The organism is Tenacibaculum sp. Mcav3-52, assembly GCF_022347665.1.
GTDB classification, from domain to species: domain Bacteria; phylum Bacteroidota; class Bacteroidia; order Flavobacteriales; family Flavobacteriaceae; genus Polaribacter; species Polaribacter mesophilus.
In genome coordinates this window covers 404,643-420,513 of sequence record NZ_JAKRGE010000002.1, presented here as the reverse complement: position 1 = coordinate 420,513, position 15,871 = coordinate 404,643, and the positions used below count along the sequence as shown (strand labels likewise).

The window sequence follows — 15,871 nt, the reverse complement described above, 5'->3', positions numbered from 1 at the left end:
CAAACATAAAATCAATAACCAGAAAAAATAACACACGTGAGACAAAAAATAGTTGCAGGTAACTGGAAGATGAATAAAAACCTTGATGAAGCAAAAGAATTAATTGAGGGAATAAAGGAAGAAGTAAAAACTGGTTTAGAAGAAGGTACTAGAGTGATAGTTGCTCCTAGTTTTGTAAACCTAGAGTCAGCGGTAAAAAACACTGAAGAATCACTTGTAGAAGTTGCCGCACAAAACATGCATCAATCTAAAAGTGGAGCGTTCACAGGAGAGGTTTCAGCAGATATGCTAACAAATTTAGGTGTTAGCATAGTAATTTTGGGGCATTCTGAACGTAGAGAATACTTTGGTGAAACGGATGAGTTATTAGCTCAAAAGGTAGATGCTGCTTTGGTGAACGGATTAGAAGTAATTTTTTGTTTTGGAGAATTATTAGAAGATAGAAAGTCAGGAAATCATTTTGGGGTGGTTGAAAGTCAGGTTAAAAAAGCATTGTTCCACTTAAAAGAAGAAGCTTTTAAGAATATTATTTTAGCCTATGAGCCAGTTTGGGCTATTGGAACAGGAGAAACAGCTTCACCAGAGCAAGCACAAGAAATGCACGCTTTTGTAAGAGAAATTTTTGCTAAAGAGTATGGAAAAGAAATAGCAGATACCATTTCAATTTTGTATGGAGGAAGTGTAAAACCAGCCAATGCTAAAGAAATTTTTTCTAAGCCAGATGTTGATGGAGGTTTAATAGGTGGAGCGGCATTAAAAGTTGAAGATTTTGCAGCAATAATTAAATCAATTTAATGGACAATATTTATATAGAATATACTTTTGAAGTAACACCAAAAGAACCAACTACAGAAATTCTAATCGCTGAGTTAGGTGCCTTAGGGTTTGAAAGTTTTGTTGAAAATGAAAATGGAGTTATAGCATATATCCAAAAAGAAGATTGGAATAAAGATATTTTAAATGATGTTTTTGTTTTAAACTCAGAAGAGTTTTCAATTGACTATAAACACAAAGAGATAGAACAAACGAATTGGAATGAAGAATGGGAAAAGAATTTTAATCCTATTCAAGTAGACGATTTGGTTAGTATCCGAGCTCCATTTCATGAAAACCCTAACTTGAAGTACGATATCGTTATTGAGCCAAAAATGAGTTTTGGTACGGGACATCATGAAACTACACACATGATGGTACAACATTTGATTAATTTAGATGTAGCGAGTAAAAAAGTACTAGATATGGGGTGTGGTACAGGGATTTTAGCAATTTTTGCAGAAATGAAAGGAGCACAACCTATTGATGCTATAGATATTGATGCTTGGTGTTATGAGAATTCATTAGAGAATGTAGAAAGAAATAACTGTAAACATATTTCGGTTTATGAAGGAGATGCATCTTTATTAAAAGGGAAAAAATATGATGTTATTATAGCGAATATCAACCGAAATATTTTGTTAAATGATATGGAAACCTACACGAGTTGCTTAACTGAAAAAGGAGTTTTATTATTAAGTGGATTTTATAGTGAAGATATTCCAGTGATTGATAATGAGGTTTCTAAGTACAGTTTAACATTAAAAGATACCATAAAAAGAAATAATTGGGTAGCTTTGCAGTATCAAAAATAAAACAAATGAGTACGATAGAAAAAATTCAAGAAGAGCTTGATGTTTTATTAAATGAAACAAGAAAGCATGAAATTGTTTTGCATAACGATGATGTAAATACTTTTGATTTTGTAATTGATAGCCTTGTAACTGTATGTGATCATACATTAGAGCAGGCAGAACAATGTACTATCTTAGTACATTATAAAGGTAAGTGTTCGGTTAAAACAGGAGAGTATAAAGATTTAGAACCAAGATGCTCTAAATTATTAGAATTAGGTTTATCAGCAGAGATAATATAAGAATGGAGAACATTTTTAGGTATTACGAATTTTCAGGTTTTTTAAAAGATAACTCAGGAACGTTTCAAGAAAACGAAATAAGTTTTTCGGAACTGAACAAAGAACATTTTTTAATTTTTGAAAAAAAAGATTCACAATATAACTTGTACGTATCAAAATACAGCTCAAAAAAGAGTATAGGGAAGGAGCCACCAGAAATACTGGAGCTATTGATAGAAAATTACGATAAGTCTATACCAGAGCACAGAATAGTACTTAGAAAATATTTATATTAAAAACTCAAAATTTATTTTGAGTTTTTTTATGTTTTTAGGTGACCAAATTAAAAATATAGTGTCATAATAATGTAAGCAAAATAAAAGAATATAATTTTTTAAAAGATATTACCTCTTAAATGCATAACTTCTCTTTTTTGCCTAAAGCTTGTAAAGGGAAGTTATTTAATTTTTAAAAATAGTAGTAGTTAGTTTTTATACTAAGTTTGGTTAGACGAAGAGGCCTTAAACTATAAGTTTAAGGTCTTTTTATTATTGTTTTTTTAACTAAAAAAAAATAAAGATAAAGTAAAAAAGAATGAAAAATAATGTATCTTTATATAGATAAATAAACGCTTATGTAATATCATTTTCTTTAACACCACGAGCAAAGCTAAAGAGTAGCTTTTGCTAAAAGAAGCTTGGACTTGTTGTGGTTAATATCCAAGGAAAAAGTTTAATAACTATAATTTTAAAGAAAATGAGAAACATTATAATAAAAACAGTTTTTATTTTATTTGTGGGAGCAAGTTTATCTTTTACTACAAAACAATATAAATTTACAAACCCTATTAAAACTTTAGCAACTTTTCAAGGCTATGATGAATATGGTTTTACTTTTTCGTTTATAAACGAAGAAGGAGATGAAGATGTAGTAACTTTTGAAACTATATCAGATAAAATATTAAAAATGTATAATTTAAAAGATAATAAGTTTTTAGAGGAAGAATTTGAAATCATATATGAGTATAAAAAATCAGATGATGATATTGAAGAACCTATATTACAATCAATAAAAAAAGTAAAATAATTATGAGTATTGTAGATTTATATGAATCAAGCAAACATAGAAATAATGTAGCGCATTTTAATGCTATTTTTAATTTAGCCATTGTTGATGGAGATTTAAATGAAGATGAAGAAAAATTAATAAATCGTTTTGCTAGGAAACTAGATATAACAGAAGATGAGTATAATGAAATAATAAAAAACTCACAAAAACACCCTGTAATGCCCCAAGCAAAAACTGATGATAGGTTAGAACGTTTGTTAGATTTATTTAAAATAATTTACTCAGACCATCAAATTGATGAAGCAGAATTAAAATTAATTTTACGATATGCTATTCAACTCGGTTTTTCACAAGAAAAAGCAGAAGAAATTATTTCTAAAACTATAAAAATTTTTAGTGGTAAAATTGATTTAGATCAGTATAAATTGATATTAAACATTCTATAAAAAGTAAAATCCCATTCTAAACAGAATGGGATTTGTTTTTTAAAGTAACTGTAATTTTTCTAACTTAAAAATTACAAGATCTTCATCGTCTACATCATCAAAAATTTCTTTGTACGTAATTTCAAAACTTTTGTTTTTATAATTAGATGATTTCAAGTCTAAATGTTCAAGATTCTTTTTGTTGATTTGTTCAAAATCAATAATATCTCCATTTTCTAATTCAAAAACATAATAGCCGTTTGTATATCCTTGATAAACGCCGACTAATGTAACTGTTTGTTGTGAGTTATAATAAGCCATGGTTTAAATACAGTTTACTATTTATTCATTATCAAAGTCATCAGCTATTTCAATTTCATCAAAGGTATCGTCATTTTCTTCATCGTCGGTTTCATGGTCCTCCATTGACTGTTGTAACTGAGAACTTATTTTTACTAAAAAAAGAGTATCTTCGGTATTTACTTCTACCGCTTTTATTGTTTCTCCTTTACTATTTTTAAAGGAAATAATATCTGAATGATCATATCCATCAGGATATCTTTCTACCAATAAATCTAGAATATCAGTAGTTAACTTGGCATAGTCTACAATAACTCTCTTCATAAGGTTACATTTTTAATAAATAGGCAAATATTAATGGAGCAACAATAGTTGCATCACTTTCTATAATAAACTTAGGTGTATCGATGTCTAATTTCCCCCAAGTAATCTTTTCGTTAGGAACAGCTCCTGAGTAAGAACCATAGCTAGTCGTTGAATCTGAAATTTGACAGAAATAACTCCAGAAAGGAGTGTCTTCTCTTTCTAAATCTTGATATAGCATTGGTACTACACAAATAGGGAAATCTCCAGCGATTCCACCACCAATTTGGAAAAACCCGATACCGTTTTCTGAGTTTTCAGTATACCAATCAGCTAAGAAGGTCATATATTCAATACCAGACTTCATAGTTGATGCTTTTAGCTCTCCTTTTACTACATAAGAGGCAAAAATATTTCCCATAGTACTGTCTTCCCATCCAGGAACAACAATTGGTAAGTTCTTTTCTGCTGCTGCATACATCCACGAATCTTTTAAATCGATTTCATAATATTCCTCTAAAACTCCAGATAATAATAGTTTATACATATATTCATGAGGAAGATAACGTTCGCCAGCTTCTTCTGCATCTTTCCAGATTTTAAAAATATGTTTTTGTAGGCGTCTAAAAGCTTCTTCTTCAGGAATACAAGTGTCTGTAACACGATTTAATCCTTTTAATAATAAATCCCACTCATCTTGTGGAGTTAAATCACGGTAGTTAGGAACTCTTTTATAATGAGAGTGCGCTACTAAATTCATGATGTCTTCTTCAAGGTTGGCTCCTGTACAAGAAATGATGTGTACTTTGTCTTGACGAATCATTTCTGCAAAAATTTTTCCTAATTCTGCAGTACTCATGGCTCCTGCTAGAGATACTAACATTTTAGAGCCTTGTTCTAATTGTGCTTCGTACCCTTTGGCAGCATCTACTAGTGCAGCTGCATTAAAGTGTAAAAAGTATTTTTCTATAAAATTTGTTATAGGTTTGTTCATTTTATTATTTTTTTAAGCTTATAAAATTGCTTCTTTAATGCTAGAAGTGATAACTTTATAAGCCCTTGTGTTTTTTAAATTAGCTTTTCAATAATTACCTGTACTACTTCAAAAAGAATTAGAAGAATGATGATCCATTCTAGCATGCTACTGTACTTATGTTGTAGTATATCGTTAAATAAATCTAAATTTTCTTTAATTACGTTTAAACTATTTTCTATTCCTTGATGACGTTTTAAAATATCTAATTCATCTTTTAGTTTATAATCTAAATCAGACAAGTCTTTGTTATTCCAAGCAACATCTGGTGAGTCAAAAACAAATAAATTTTCAGCAATATTATTTTTTAAATTTAAGGTTTTACCAATAAATTTTCGCATTTGAATTTTAGAAAGTTTAAAACTTCCTGTCTTTTCTAATTGCTTTGAATACACTAATGTTTTATCGTGCAAATCAGATGTTTTGTTTACATAGTTCATCAATGCTACCGATTGTGCTAGGTTAAGCATAATGATATGTGCTACATCATCATTTAATTCTTTAATTTGAATAGTTCCGAAATCAACTTCTATAGTATCAGAAAAAGTGATGTTGTATTTTTCTGAGGGCAAGTTGTTGATATTTGAATTTTCTTTATTAATTAAAAAACTAACAATTTGATTAATTAAATCATTTGTACAGTTCATAAAAACAACACTTCCATAATCTTTTATATAGATGTATGAATTGTTTGTGATTTTATATAGTAAAAAAGAATGTTCTCTTTTTACTAACTCATACGATTCAAACTGAGAGCGAATAGCACTAAGTGCTATTCGTCTTTCAAGGTGATATGCAATTGTTTGTAAGTGCATTTTAGTAATCGTCGTCGTCGTTTTTAAACTTCGCTAATTTGTTAAATGGAGAGCTTTCGTCATCATCGTAATCTTCTTCATCTTCCATAGTAGAAGAAAACTTATAGCTCAACATTTTATAATATAACTTAGCCGCTAAAAAGTCTGATGATTTTTCATTTTCGTTAGGGCATAACTCCACAATATCAAAGCCAACAACGTTTCTTTCAGTAAACACTCTTTTTAAAAACTCTAAGGTTTCATAGTAAAATAACCCTCCTGGTTCTGGTGTTCCTGTACTTGGTAATAGCGACGGATCAATAGCATCTAAATCAAAAGTGATAAAAACATTACCTGTTAATTGATCAATAACTTCATCCATCCAGTATTCATTTACAGCCATATCGTGTGCAAAAAAGACTTTATCCATATTCATAGATGACTTTTCTGATATGTCCATACTGCGAATACCTACTTGTACTAAGTTAGTTGTTTGACTCGCTTCGTATACAGCGCAAGCGTGATTACAAGAACTACCTTCATATTCCTTACGTAAATCGGCATGTGCATCAATATGTAAAACGGTAAGATTGTTAAAACATTCGTTAAAAGCACGGATTGTTCCTATAGAAATTGAATGTTCTCCACCAAAAAGTGTTACAAACTTATTTTTATTAATAAATTTTTTAGTCGTTGCATGCACAGCTTCCACCATAGCTTCTGGAGAAGAATTTTCTGTAACAGCATCCGCTAAATAAACACCTTCTTTATATACTTCACTATCAGTTTCTATATCGTATAATTCCATGTTTTCTGAAGCATCTAAAAAAGCTTCAGGACCTTTGTCAGCTCCTTTTTGCCAAGTACTAGTTCCGTCATAAGGAACAGGGATAAGTACAATCTTAGCGTTCTCTAATTTTGCGTATTGATCAGGTATTCCTGCGTAATTTCTTTTTTTCATCTTAATATTTTTACTAGTATCCTAAAATTGATAATAGTTCTTCACTCTTTTGTTGTTCTTTAAATAGTTTGGTGGTTAAATCACCGTTTTCGTTTCTATTAATTAATATATGTTTTGGAGTTGGGATTAAACAGTGTTGTAATCCTCCAAAACCACCAATAGTTTCTTGGTATGCTCCCGTATTGAAAAAGCCTACGTACAGAGGACTTTCTTTTTCATATACAGGTAGGTATATTCCGTTTACGTGTTGTTCAGAGTTGTAATAATCATCGCTGTCACAAGTTAAACCACCTAATAAAACACGTTCGTATCTATGATTCCATTTATTTAAGGGAAGCATGATAAAACGTTTATTAATGGCCCAAGAATCTGGTAAAGTAGTAATGAAAGATGAGTTAATCATATTCCATTTTTCACGATCGTTTTGTTTCTTTTGGTATAATACTTCGTAAATAGCACCTCCAGCTTCTCCAACAGTAAAACTTCCAAATTCTGTAAAAATATTAGGAACATTTACACCTGCCTCTATACAAGCGACATTAATTTGGTTTATAATTTCGTCTACCATATACTCATAGTCGTAATCAAAAGCCAATGAGTTTTTTATAGGGAAACCTCCACCTATATTTAAACTGTCTAAGGTTGGGCAAACTTTTTTAAGCTTGATGTACACATTTAAACATTTCATTAATTCGTTCCAATAGTATGCGTTGTCTCTAATACCTGTGTTGATAAAGAAGTGTAACATCTTTAATTCAACTTGAGGGTTATTAGCGATTTCACGCTCGTAAAAAGATACGATATTTTTGTATCCAATACCTAAACGGCTAGTATAAAATTCAAACTTGGGTTCTTCTTCAGAAGCTATACGAATTCCTACTTTAAATTTACTTTTAGTTTCTTCTAAAAGTAAATTTAGCTCTTCATAGTTATCTATGATTGGAATACAGTTTGTATGCCCTCCATCAATTAGACTAACAATATTAGCGATGTATTGATCGCGTTTAAAACCATTACACAACACAAAAGCATCATCACTTAGCTTTCCTTCTTTTTTTAATGACTTTACAATGTCAATATCAAAAGCAGATGATGTTTCGATGTGAATATTATTTTTTAAAGCTTCATCTAATACGTATTTAAAGTGAGAACTCTTAGTACAGTAGCTGTAATTGTAGTTTCCTTTGTAATTGTGTTTTTCAATAGCATTATGAAACCAAGCTTTAGCTTTATTTATATTTTCTGATATTTTTGGTAAATAAGTGAACTTTAAGGGCGCACCATATTGCTTGACTAATTGCATTAAGTCAATACCATGAAAAAATAAGTTGTTGTTTTCTGTGTGAAACTCCTCTTGAGGAAAATCAAACGTTTGTTCTATTAAGTCTTTATATTTAGTATTCATTATTATTTTTAGTTGTATCTGTTTTTTGAGTACAGATAGATAATTCAAAAAGCAGTTAAGGCATGCGCCAAAACTTTTTTAAATAAATTGTATAACAAGTATCATTGTTGTTGTTATAACAAACAAGATTGTTAAACTAAAATAATATGAATAGTTAGACTCTTAAAGCTAAGCAATCACCGCACTGTTTATAAAAATTCAGTGGTAGAGAGTATTCAGGAATGGAAGAATCCTTAATTTTTTCGTTGTGTTTCCAAAACACTAAATAACCCTTAATCTTCCCGTAAAAGTTATTACCGAAATAAGTAAAACGTAACATTCGACTTATATAATAAGATGCCGTAAATGTAAACTATTTTTTAATACAACAAACTTTTTTTTATTTTTTTTAAATATATGTTGTGTAGTGTGTTAAGTGTTGTTTTGCCTTTTTATTAACTCAATTCCTTTGTAAAGAATAATAGTATTAGGGATAGTTATTTCTCTCTTTTCTTCTGGCATGTATAAAAGAACGTAAAAACCTGTAATGTTTTTTACCACACCTTGTAAATCGAAGTCTTTATCAATAATTTTTATAGTATCACCTATACGCATTGGATGATAAAAAAATAAGATGATACTAGCTGTTAGGTTTGATAAGATAGACCATTGGGCAAAGAAACCAACCCCAAGTACAGCAAGTATTGAAGATGCAAAAACAATTACTTCTTTAAAATTAATGCCAAAAATAATTAAAGAAATAAAGAGAGCTAATGTGTAATATAAAAAGTAACTTAGGTTTAGTATCAGTTTTCTCCTATGAGGTTCAATAGCATTTTTTACAATGTAAGATCTAGTTAACTTTTTTGTTACATGAATTAAAAAAAATAATGAAGCTGTCAAAAGCAAGAATTGTAAAAAAGGATTGTATATAGATAACTCTAGAAAGCGATTTTTCATTATTATATTTTTATACAAATATACTTCTGGTTTTTTAAATATAATCTCAAAATAAAAAATTATATTTGATTGAAAACCATAATTATATATCGTTATGAAGAATGTTTTAATACCCTATAATTTTTCAGAAGCAGCTATTAATGCTTTAAATTACACAAAACAACTGTTTAAAGGTGTTGAGGTAACTATTTATTTATTAGATGTGTATGTAAGTCAACCATCAGAATTATTGAGCGACGAAGAAAATGAAAAATGGTTTAATGAAATGGATAATGAAATTGAAGATGAATTAAAATACCTAATTGAAGTCTTAAGAAGAGAGAATACCAGTTTTAATTATGAGTATGTTGTAGCATCAAACTCATTAACAAAAGCGGTTACTAAAACAATTGAAGAGAGGAATATTGATGTAGTAATTACTGGTACAAAAGGAGCAAAAAGTTTAGCAGAAACATTTATTGGTACAAATACCATGAAAATGATTAATGTAGTTAACAAATGTCCAATACTTGTGGTTCCTATGAATTATAAGTATAAACCATTACATCAAATTGTATTTTCAACAAACTACAAAAGGTTGTTTACAGTGAAAGAATTACAATTTTTAATTAATTTAATCACAATTAAAAAATGTATGTTAGAAGTTGTGAATCTTTCAGAGGAAAGTTTTTTATCAGAAAATCAGCAAAGGAATAAAGTGAAATTGAGAGAATTATTCCATGAATTAAATGTTGAATATAAAAAAATAGATTGGAAAGACTCTGAGACATTAACTTTAGAAAATCATATAGAAGAAACAGAAAGCGAGTTATTGGTTTTAATAAACCATAAGTATAATTTTTTTAACCGATTGTTAGAAGAAAATGTAATAAAAAAATCAGCATTCAATAGTAAAATTCCTATATTAATACTACCAGAAATAACTTAATTATGAAATTTACGGAAGAGTTTTATAAATGTATAGCTAACCTGTTCTATGCAGTTTCTATGGCCGATAAGAATATGACTGTAGAAGAAAAAAGAAGCATTGTTAAAAGAGTAGAAATAAATTGGTCTACTTCAGAAAATAAATCCGATAGCGAACTAATTTATGAGACTATAAGAGGATTAATTAAAGAAAAAATAACTTCTGAAGAAGCCTATGAAAACTTTAAGGCTTACTATTTGGCACATAAAAAAGAATTTTCAAAAAAAGTAATTCATGATCTTTTAGCGGCGTCACACGAAATTTCTGATGCCTATGCTGGAAAAAATAAGTCAGAACTCATAATTTTGGCAAAGTTGCATAAACTATTAAAACTTGCTTAAAAATAAATTATGACTCGATTTATAATAAAACAAAAAAACACAAAACATGTAATTCCTGGAAGTCCAGTTTTTGTAGGCAGTCAAAAAGAAGAAAATACAAGAATACGATTAATAGGGTATGATGAAACTGAGTTTATAGAAGTTGAGTTAAAAACAATAAATGAATTAGAAAATTATATAAATAAATACAAGAGACTTTGGATTAATATAGATGGCTTACATGACGTGGATTTAATAGGAGAGGTTGGGGAGTTGTTTGACATCCATACACTTGTTTTGGAAGATGTAGTAAATACCGATCAAAGACCAAGAGTAGATATAGAGGATTATTATATTTTTACGAGCATCAAAATGATGTTTTTGAATAAAGAGAAGCATCAGTTAGAGGCAGAACAGGTTTCTATGTATTTATTGAAAAATATACTTATTACTTTTCAAGAGCGAAAGGGAGATGTTTTTGAGCCGGTAAGAGAAAGGTTGCGTAATAAAAAAGGAAGAGTTAGAAGTTATAACGTAACATATTTAAAGTATTGTTTATTAGATGTAATTGTAGATAATTATAATTTCTTAATGGAAACCTTTGGAGAAAAAGTAGAAGATTTAGAAGATAAAATCTTACTTCAACCTAATAAAAATATATTACAAGAAATTAATAAATATAAAATAGAACTTAATTACTTTAGAAAAGCAATAAGACCAGCCCGAGAAGCAATAAATAACTTTAAAGCTTTAAAAACAGAATTAATTACTAAAAAGGAACAACCTTTTTTTAATGACTTACATGATTTAGTACAACGAAGTTATGACTCAGTTGAAAATTATAAAAACATGTTAAGTGAGCAATTAACGGTATATTCAACGAATGTAAATAATCGTTTGAATGATATTATGAAAATACTAACCATATTTTCAGTAATATTTATTCCTATTACTTTTATAGCGGGTATATATGGGACAAACTTTGAGTATATACCAGAACTTAGTTACCGTAGTGGGTATTTTGTAATGTGGGGAGTTATCTTGCTTACAGTGTTGATTATGTTAGGGTATTTTAAATACAAAAAGTGGTTTTAAGGATTGTTTAAGTTTTTGAAATTTAATTTTTTGTACTTTTGTGTTGTAAAATGAAAAAAGTATTTCATAAAATAGCATCTATTGTAATAGCTTTTGTAGTGTTGTTATCTACAATGTCATTTACCGTTAATAGTCACTTTTGTGGAGACATGTTAGTGGGTACAAGCTATTTTGTAAAGGCTGAATCTTGTGGAATGGATATGAAGCAAGAAACAAGATCTGAAGACTGTTCAGTGATGAAAAAGAACTGTTGTCAAGATGTGGCTTCAGTAGTTGAAGGTCAAGATACTTTAAAGATTACATCTTTTGATCAACTATCTTTTGATCAACAAGTCTTTATAGCTTCATTTTACTATAGCTATATTAATTTATTTGAAGGAATTCACAATAAAGTAATTCCTTTTAAAGATTATACACCTCCACTGGTCATCAAGGACATTCATGTACTTGATGAAGTATATTTAATATGATTTTTAAACAATAACTAGTTATCCTTTAGAGAAACTCATTAGGATGATTTTGTCGTATTCGATGTTTTTTTAACATCAATGTTTAATTGTTTAAAATCATTTTTTATGCTAAATAAAAGCATTAAATTTTTAATAGAAAATAAACTGGTAGCAGTTATATTACTCGTTTTATTTGTAGGATGGGGAACTGTAAATGCACCATTTAATTTAGATACAGACTTTTTACCAAGTAATCCTGTAGCGGTTGATGCCATACCAGATATTGGGGAAAATCAACAAATTGTTTTCACAAAGTGGGATGGACAATCACCACAAGATATAGAAGACCAAATAACCTATCCATTAACAACATCTTTGTTAGGGATTTCAGGAGTAAAAACCATTCGAAGTTCTTCTATGTTTGGATTATCTAGTATTTATGTCATTTTCGACGAAGATGTTGATTTTTACTGGAGTCGCTCAAGAATTCTAGAAAAACTAAATTCATTACCAAGTAATTTATTGCCAGAAGGAGTAAGTCCGTCTTTAGGACCAGATGCAACAGGATTAGGTCAAATTTTTTGGTATACATTAGAAGGACGAGATGAAAAGGGAAATGTAACTGGAGGTTGGGATTTGCATGAATTACGTAGTGTACAAGATTACTATGTGAAATATGCGCTTTCATCGGCTAATGGAGTTTCTGAGGTAGCTTCAATAGGAGGTTATGTGCAAGAATATCAAATTGATGTAAAACCAGAGTTGATGCGTCAATACAACATTAGTTTACAGCAAATTGTAGCGGCAGTAAAACAAAGTAACCAAGATATTGGAGCGCAAACGATAGAAATAAATCAAGCAGAATATTTAGTTCGTGGTTTAGGATACGTAAAGTCTATAGCAGATATTGAAAATGCTGTAGTAACTGCTAAAGATTATACTTCAATAAGAATAAAAGACATCGCAAAAGTATCGTTAGGAGCTGAACCCCGTAGAGGGATTTTAGATAAAGAAGGTGCTGAAGTAGTAGGGGGTGTAGTGGTAGCTCGTTACGGAGCAAATCCTTTAGAAGTAATTACCAATGTAAAGGCAAAGATTAAAGAGTTAAGTGCAGGTTTACCAAGTAAAGAGTTAAAAGATGGTAAAACTTCTCAATTAACCATTGTTCCGTTTTATGACCGTACGGAGTTGATTCATGAAACGTTAGATACGTTGAATGAAGCATTAACATTGGAAATACTAATTACCATTTTGGTAATTGTTGTAATGGTCTTCAATTTAAGAGCCTCTGTATTAATATCAGGATTATTACCTGTGGCGGTATTGATGGTTTTTATTGCAATGAAAGCCTTTGGAGTAGATGCAAACATTGTAGCCTTATCAGGTATTGCTATTGCTATTGGAACCATGGTTGATGTTGGAGTCATACTCTCCGAAAACATCATAAGTCATTTAGAGAGAAAAGAAAAGAGAGAAGAGAATAGTGTCATTCCAACAGAACGAGGTATGAGTGACGAGGAATCTCTATCCATTAACCAAATTGTTTACAATGCAACAGCAGAAGTTTCAGGAGCAATTGTAACTGCAGTAATGACAACTATTATTAGTTTTATTCCAGTATTTACCATGATTGGTGCTGAGGGAAAACTATTCCGTCCACTAGCATTTACCAAAACTTTCGCTTTAATAGCAGCTATTATAGTGGCATTGTTTTTAATACCACCATTTGCAGCTATTTTATTTAAGAAAAAAGAGTTGACAAAAAACTTTAAGTATTTTATAAATGGAGTTTTAATAGCATTAGGTATTACAGCTGTTTTTTATGGAAGTTGGCTAGGAATTGTATTAGTAGCTTTTGGAGCTGTACAATTTTGGAGTAACTATTTAGGAAAAACAAAGGTTAGTTTTTCACTTTTCATTTTTCATTTTTCATTTTCAGTGAATACCATCAATATCGTTATATCTGCATTAGCAATTGTAGGTTTGTTAGCAGAATATTGGAGACCTTTAGGGGTTGATAAAAGTATTGTAACCAACCTTTTATTTGTAGCTCTGATTTGTTTCGGGTTGTTAGGTTTTTTCAGTCTACTTCAAAAATATTACAACCAGATATTACGATGGGCATTGAATAATAAATTACTGTTTTTAACCATTCCGCTAACAGTATTAACTTGTGGGTTCTTTATTTTTAAAAATACAGGAAAAGAATTTATGCCTTCATTAAATGAAGGATCATTTTTATTGATGCCAACTTCAATGCCGCATTCGGGGACAGAAGAAAATAAGCGAGTATTACAGCAATTAGATATGGCGGTTGCCAATATTCCAGAAATAGCAACGGTAGTTGGTAAGGCAGGAAGAACAGATTCAGCGTTAGACCCCGCGCCTTTATCAATGTATGAAAATGTGATTAACTATAAGCCTGAGTATGCATTAAATTCTGATGGAGAACGCCAGCGATTTAAGGTTGATGAAAATGGTGATTTTATACTGAAAGAAGGAATGTCATTACGAGCGAAATATGGTGAAGCGTGGCAATCTATTGATGCAAATAAGGAACTTATTCCCGATGAAGATGGAGAGTTTTATCGTAACTGGCGTCCGCACATCAAATCACCTAATGATATTTGGAACGAGATCGTAAAAGTAACCAAGTTGCCAGGAGTAACATCGGCACCTAAATTACAACCTATTGAAACTCGATTGGTAATGTTACAAACAGGAATGCGAGCTCCAATGGGGATCAAAGTAAAAGGACAAGATTTAAAACAAATTGAAGCTTTTGGAGTAGAACTTGAAGGAGTTTTAAAAGAGGTTGAAGGTGTTAAAAAAGAAGCTGTTTTTGCTGATAGAATTGTAGGAAAACCTTATTTGTTAATTGATATTGATAGAGAAAAATTAGCTCGCTACGGAGTTGCTATTCAAACGGTACAAGATGTGTTGAAAGTAGCGGTAGGAGGTATGCAATTATCACAAACGGTAGAAGGAAGAGAGCGTTACGGAATTCGAGTTCGTTATCCAAGAGAATTACGTTCCGATCCAACGGATTTAGAAAATATTTATGTGCCAGTAGCCAAAGGAGCTCCAATTCCGTTAAGTGAATTAGCAACGATTCGTTATGAGCAAGGACCGCAGATGATTAAGAGCGAAGATACTTTCTTAATCGGGTATGTGTTGTTTGATAAGTTAGATGGTTTTGCTGAGGTAAATGTTGTAGAAACTGCTCAAAATGTAATTCAACAAAAAATAGATTCAGGAGAATTAGTTGTTCCGAAAGGAATATCCTATCAATTTACAGGAACTTATGAAAATCAGTTAAGAGCAGAAAAAACACTGTCGATTGTGGTGCCATTAGCATTGATGATTATCTTTTTAATACTGTATTTTCAATTTCGTTCATTAGCTACTTCGTTAATGGTATTTACTGCAATTACTATTGCTTTTGCAGGAGGATTTATCATGATGTGGTTATACGGACAAGACTGGTTCTTGAATTTTAGTGTATTTGGAGAAAACCTACGAGAACTATTTCAAATGCATCCAATAAACTTAAGTGTTGCTGTATGGGTAGGGTTTATTGCATTGTTCGGAATTGCAACCGATGACGGAGTAGTAATGGCAACCTACTTAAAACAAACATTTACTATAGACAAGCCCCAAACTATTGAAGCTATACGAGCATCTGCTTTGCATGGTGGTAGTAAGCGTATTAGAGCTTGTTTAATGACAACAGCAACGACCATTTTAGCATTATTACCTGTATTAACTTCAACAGGAAGAGGTAGTGATATTATGATTCCGATGGCTATTCCAGCTTTTGGAGGAATGATTATAGATGTAACGTCATACTTTATAGTACCAGTACTGTACAGTTGGAGAGAAGAATTTTTATTAAAACGAAAAACGAAAAGAGATGAGTTTTAA

General features: G+C 30.5%; 18 protein-coding genes. 11 read left to right on the top strand and 7 right to left on the bottom strand.

Annotated elements, in window-relative coordinates:
* Window positions 1-36 precede the first annotated feature (36 nt).
* The 6 genes from tpiA to MHM83_RS07895 all read left to right on the top strand — a co-directional run bounded on the left by tpiA (window position 37) and on the right by MHM83_RS07895 (window position 3,402).
* A complete protein-coding gene (gene tpiA, locus MHM83_RS07920) occupies window positions 37-795 on the top strand; it encodes a triose-phosphate isomerase (RefSeq protein ID WP_073181586.1) in 759 nt (252 codons plus the stop codon).
* Complete coding sequence (prmA, locus tag MHM83_RS07915; protein WP_159489907.1) at window positions 795-1,628, top strand: 50S ribosomal protein L11 methyltransferase; 834 nt, start codon at window positions 795-797, stop codon at window positions 1,626-1,628. The genes tpiA and prmA overlap by 1 nt, the downstream gene beginning before the upstream one ends.
* 5 nt (window positions 1,629-1,633) lie before the next feature.
* Complete coding sequence (locus MHM83_RS07910) at window positions 1,634-1,909, top strand: ATP-dependent Clp protease adaptor ClpS (RefSeq protein ID WP_047788437.1); 276 nt, start codon at window positions 1,634-1,636, stop codon at window positions 1,907-1,909.
* Window positions 1,910-1,911: 2 nt separating this feature from the next.
* Complete coding sequence (locus MHM83_RS07905; protein ID WP_047788436.1) at window positions 1,912-2,184, top strand: hypothetical protein; 273 nt, start codon at window positions 1,912-1,914, stop codon at window positions 2,182-2,184.
* 460 nt (window positions 2,185-2,644) lie between these two features.
* The gene (locus MHM83_RS07900; protein ID WP_156166988.1) at window positions 2,645-2,974 is read left to right on the top strand and encodes a hypothetical protein; all 330 of its coding nucleotides are present in this window, start codon (window positions 2,645-2,647) and stop codon (window positions 2,972-2,974) included.
* A gap of 2 nt (window positions 2,975-2,976) precedes the next feature.
* Window positions 2,977-3,402 (top strand): hypothetical protein, encoded by a 426-nt coding sequence (locus MHM83_RS07895; protein ID WP_047788434.1) that lies wholly within the window; start codon window positions 2,977-2,979, stop codon window positions 3,400-3,402.
* Window positions 3,403-3,441: 39 nt separating this feature from the next.
* On the opposite strand, the gene MHM83_RS07890 is transcribed toward MHM83_RS07895, so the two are convergent.
* From MHM83_RS07890 to MHM83_RS07860, 7 genes are all read right to left on the bottom strand, one after another.
* Complete coding sequence (locus MHM83_RS07890; RefSeq protein ID WP_047788433.1) at window positions 3,442-3,702, bottom strand: hypothetical protein; 261 nt, start codon at window positions 3,700-3,702, stop codon at window positions 3,442-3,444.
* Between the two features lie 21 nt (window positions 3,703-3,723).
* Window positions 3,724-4,005 carry a hypothetical protein gene (locus tag MHM83_RS07885; protein WP_047788432.1) on the bottom strand — a complete coding sequence of 94 codons (282 nt, stop codon included), beginning with the start codon at window positions 4,003-4,005 and terminating at the stop codon, window positions 3,724-3,726.
* Between the two features lie 4 nt (window positions 4,006-4,009).
* On the bottom strand, window positions 4,010-4,978 hold the full coding sequence (locus MHM83_RS07880; RefSeq protein ID WP_047788431.1) for a deoxyhypusine synthase family protein: 969 nt from the start codon (window positions 4,976-4,978) through the stop codon (window positions 4,010-4,012).
* Window positions 4,979-5,052: 74 nt separating this feature from the next.
* A complete protein-coding gene (locus MHM83_RS07875) occupies window positions 5,053-5,832 on the bottom strand; it encodes an RMD1 family protein (RefSeq protein WP_053056642.1) in 780 nt (259 codons plus the stop codon).
* 1 nt (window position 5,833) lies between these two features.
* Window positions 5,834-6,772 carry an agmatinase gene (gene speB / locus MHM83_RS07870; protein WP_239179123.1) on the bottom strand — a complete coding sequence of 313 codons (939 nt, stop codon included), beginning with the start codon at window positions 6,770-6,772 and terminating at the stop codon, window positions 5,834-5,836.
* Between the two features lie 13 nt (window positions 6,773-6,785).
* On the bottom strand, window positions 6,786-8,177 hold the full coding sequence (locus MHM83_RS07865; RefSeq protein ID WP_239179122.1) for an arginine decarboxylase: 1,392 nt from the start codon (window positions 8,175-8,177) through the stop codon (window positions 6,786-6,788).
* A 411-nt stretch (window positions 8,178-8,588) separates the two neighbouring features.
* Complete coding sequence (locus MHM83_RS07860) at window positions 8,589-9,116, bottom strand: mechanosensitive ion channel domain-containing protein (protein ID WP_047788428.1); 528 nt, start codon at window positions 9,114-9,116, stop codon at window positions 8,589-8,591.
* Window positions 9,117-9,210: 94 nt separating this feature from the next.
* On the opposite strand from MHM83_RS07860, the gene MHM83_RS07855 reads away from it, so the two are divergent.
* The 5 genes from MHM83_RS07855 to MHM83_RS07835 all read left to right on the top strand — a co-directional run bounded on the left by MHM83_RS07855 (window position 9,211) and on the right by MHM83_RS07835 (window position 15,871).
* Window positions 9,211-10,044 (top strand): universal stress protein, encoded by an 834-nt coding sequence (locus tag MHM83_RS07855; protein ID WP_073181576.1) that lies wholly within the window; start codon window positions 9,211-9,213, stop codon window positions 10,042-10,044.
* Window positions 10,045-10,046: 2 nt separating this feature from the next.
* Window positions 10,047-10,424: a hypothetical protein gene (locus MHM83_RS07850; RefSeq protein ID WP_047788426.1), complete on the top strand. Its 378-nt coding sequence runs from the start codon at window positions 10,047-10,049 to the stop codon at window positions 10,422-10,424.
* 9 nt (window positions 10,425-10,433) lie between these two features.
* Window positions 10,434-11,498, top strand: a complete 1,065-nt coding sequence (corA, locus tag MHM83_RS07845) for a magnesium/cobalt transporter CorA (RefSeq protein WP_239179121.1) — start codon at window positions 10,434-10,436, stop codon at window positions 11,496-11,498.
* 50 nt (window positions 11,499-11,548) lie between these two features.
* The gene (locus tag MHM83_RS07840) at window positions 11,549-11,968 is read left to right on the top strand and encodes an HYC_CC_PP family protein (RefSeq protein WP_239179119.1); all 420 of its coding nucleotides are present in this window, start codon (window positions 11,549-11,551) and stop codon (window positions 11,966-11,968) included.
* A gap of 105 nt (window positions 11,969-12,073) precedes the next feature.
* Window positions 12,074-15,871 carry an efflux RND transporter permease subunit gene (locus MHM83_RS07835; protein ID WP_239179117.1) on the top strand — a complete coding sequence of 1,266 codons (3,798 nt, stop codon included), beginning with the start codon at window positions 12,074-12,076 and terminating at the stop codon, window positions 15,869-15,871.

Excerpts from the sequence above, each read along its gene's own strand:
- prmA (WP_159489907.1), top strand. The coding sequence starts at position 795 with ATGGACAATATTTATATAGAATATACTTTTGAAGTAACACCAAAAGAA.
- MHM83_RS07910 (WP_047788437.1), top strand. The coding sequence starts at position 1,634 with ATGAGTACGATAGAAAAAATTCAAGAAGAGCTTGATGTTTTATTAAAT.
- MHM83_RS07905 (WP_047788436.1), top strand. The coding sequence starts at position 1,912 with ATGGAGAACATTTTTAGGTATTACGAATTTTCAGGTTTTTTAAAAGAT.
- MHM83_RS07900 (WP_156166988.1), top strand. The coding sequence starts at position 2,645 with ATGAGAAACATTATAATAAAAACAGTTTTTATTTTATTTGTGGGAGCA.
- MHM83_RS07895 (WP_047788434.1), top strand. The coding sequence starts at position 2,977 with ATGAGTATTGTAGATTTATATGAATCAAGCAAACATAGAAATAATGTA.
- MHM83_RS07890 (WP_047788433.1), bottom strand. The coding sequence starts at position 3,702 with ATGGCTTATTATAACTCACAACAAACAGTTACATTAGTCGGCGTTTAT.
- MHM83_RS07885 (WP_047788432.1), bottom strand. The coding sequence starts at position 4,005 with ATGAAGAGAGTTATTGTAGACTATGCCAAGTTAACTACTGATATTCTA.
- MHM83_RS07880 (WP_047788431.1), bottom strand. The coding sequence starts at position 4,978 with ATGAACAAACCTATAACAAATTTTATAGAAAAATACTTTTTACACTTT.
- MHM83_RS07875 (WP_053056642.1), bottom strand. The coding sequence starts at position 5,832 with ATGCACTTACAAACAATTGCATATCACCTTGAAAGACGAATAGCACTT.
- speB (WP_239179123.1), bottom strand. The coding sequence starts at position 6,772 with ATGAAAAAAAGAAATTACGCAGGAATACCTGATCAATACGCAAAATTA.
- MHM83_RS07865 (WP_239179122.1), bottom strand. The coding sequence starts at position 8,177 with ATGAATACTAAATATAAAGACTTAATAGAACAAACGTTTGATTTTCCT.
- MHM83_RS07860 (WP_047788428.1), bottom strand. The coding sequence starts at position 9,116 with ATGAAAAATCGCTTTCTAGAGTTATCTATATACAATCCTTTTTTACAA.
- MHM83_RS07855 (WP_073181576.1), top strand. The coding sequence starts at position 9,211 with ATGAAGAATGTTTTAATACCCTATAATTTTTCAGAAGCAGCTATTAAT.
- MHM83_RS07850 (WP_047788426.1), top strand. The coding sequence starts at position 10,047 with ATGAAATTTACGGAAGAGTTTTATAAATGTATAGCTAACCTGTTCTAT.
- corA (WP_239179121.1), top strand. The coding sequence starts at position 10,434 with ATGACTCGATTTATAATAAAACAAAAAAACACAAAACATGTAATTCCT.
- MHM83_RS07840 (WP_239179119.1), top strand. The coding sequence starts at position 11,549 with ATGAAAAAAGTATTTCATAAAATAGCATCTATTGTAATAGCTTTTGTA.
- MHM83_RS07835 (WP_239179117.1), top strand. The coding sequence starts at position 12,074 with ATGCTAAATAAAAGCATTAAATTTTTAATAGAAAATAAACTGGTAGCA.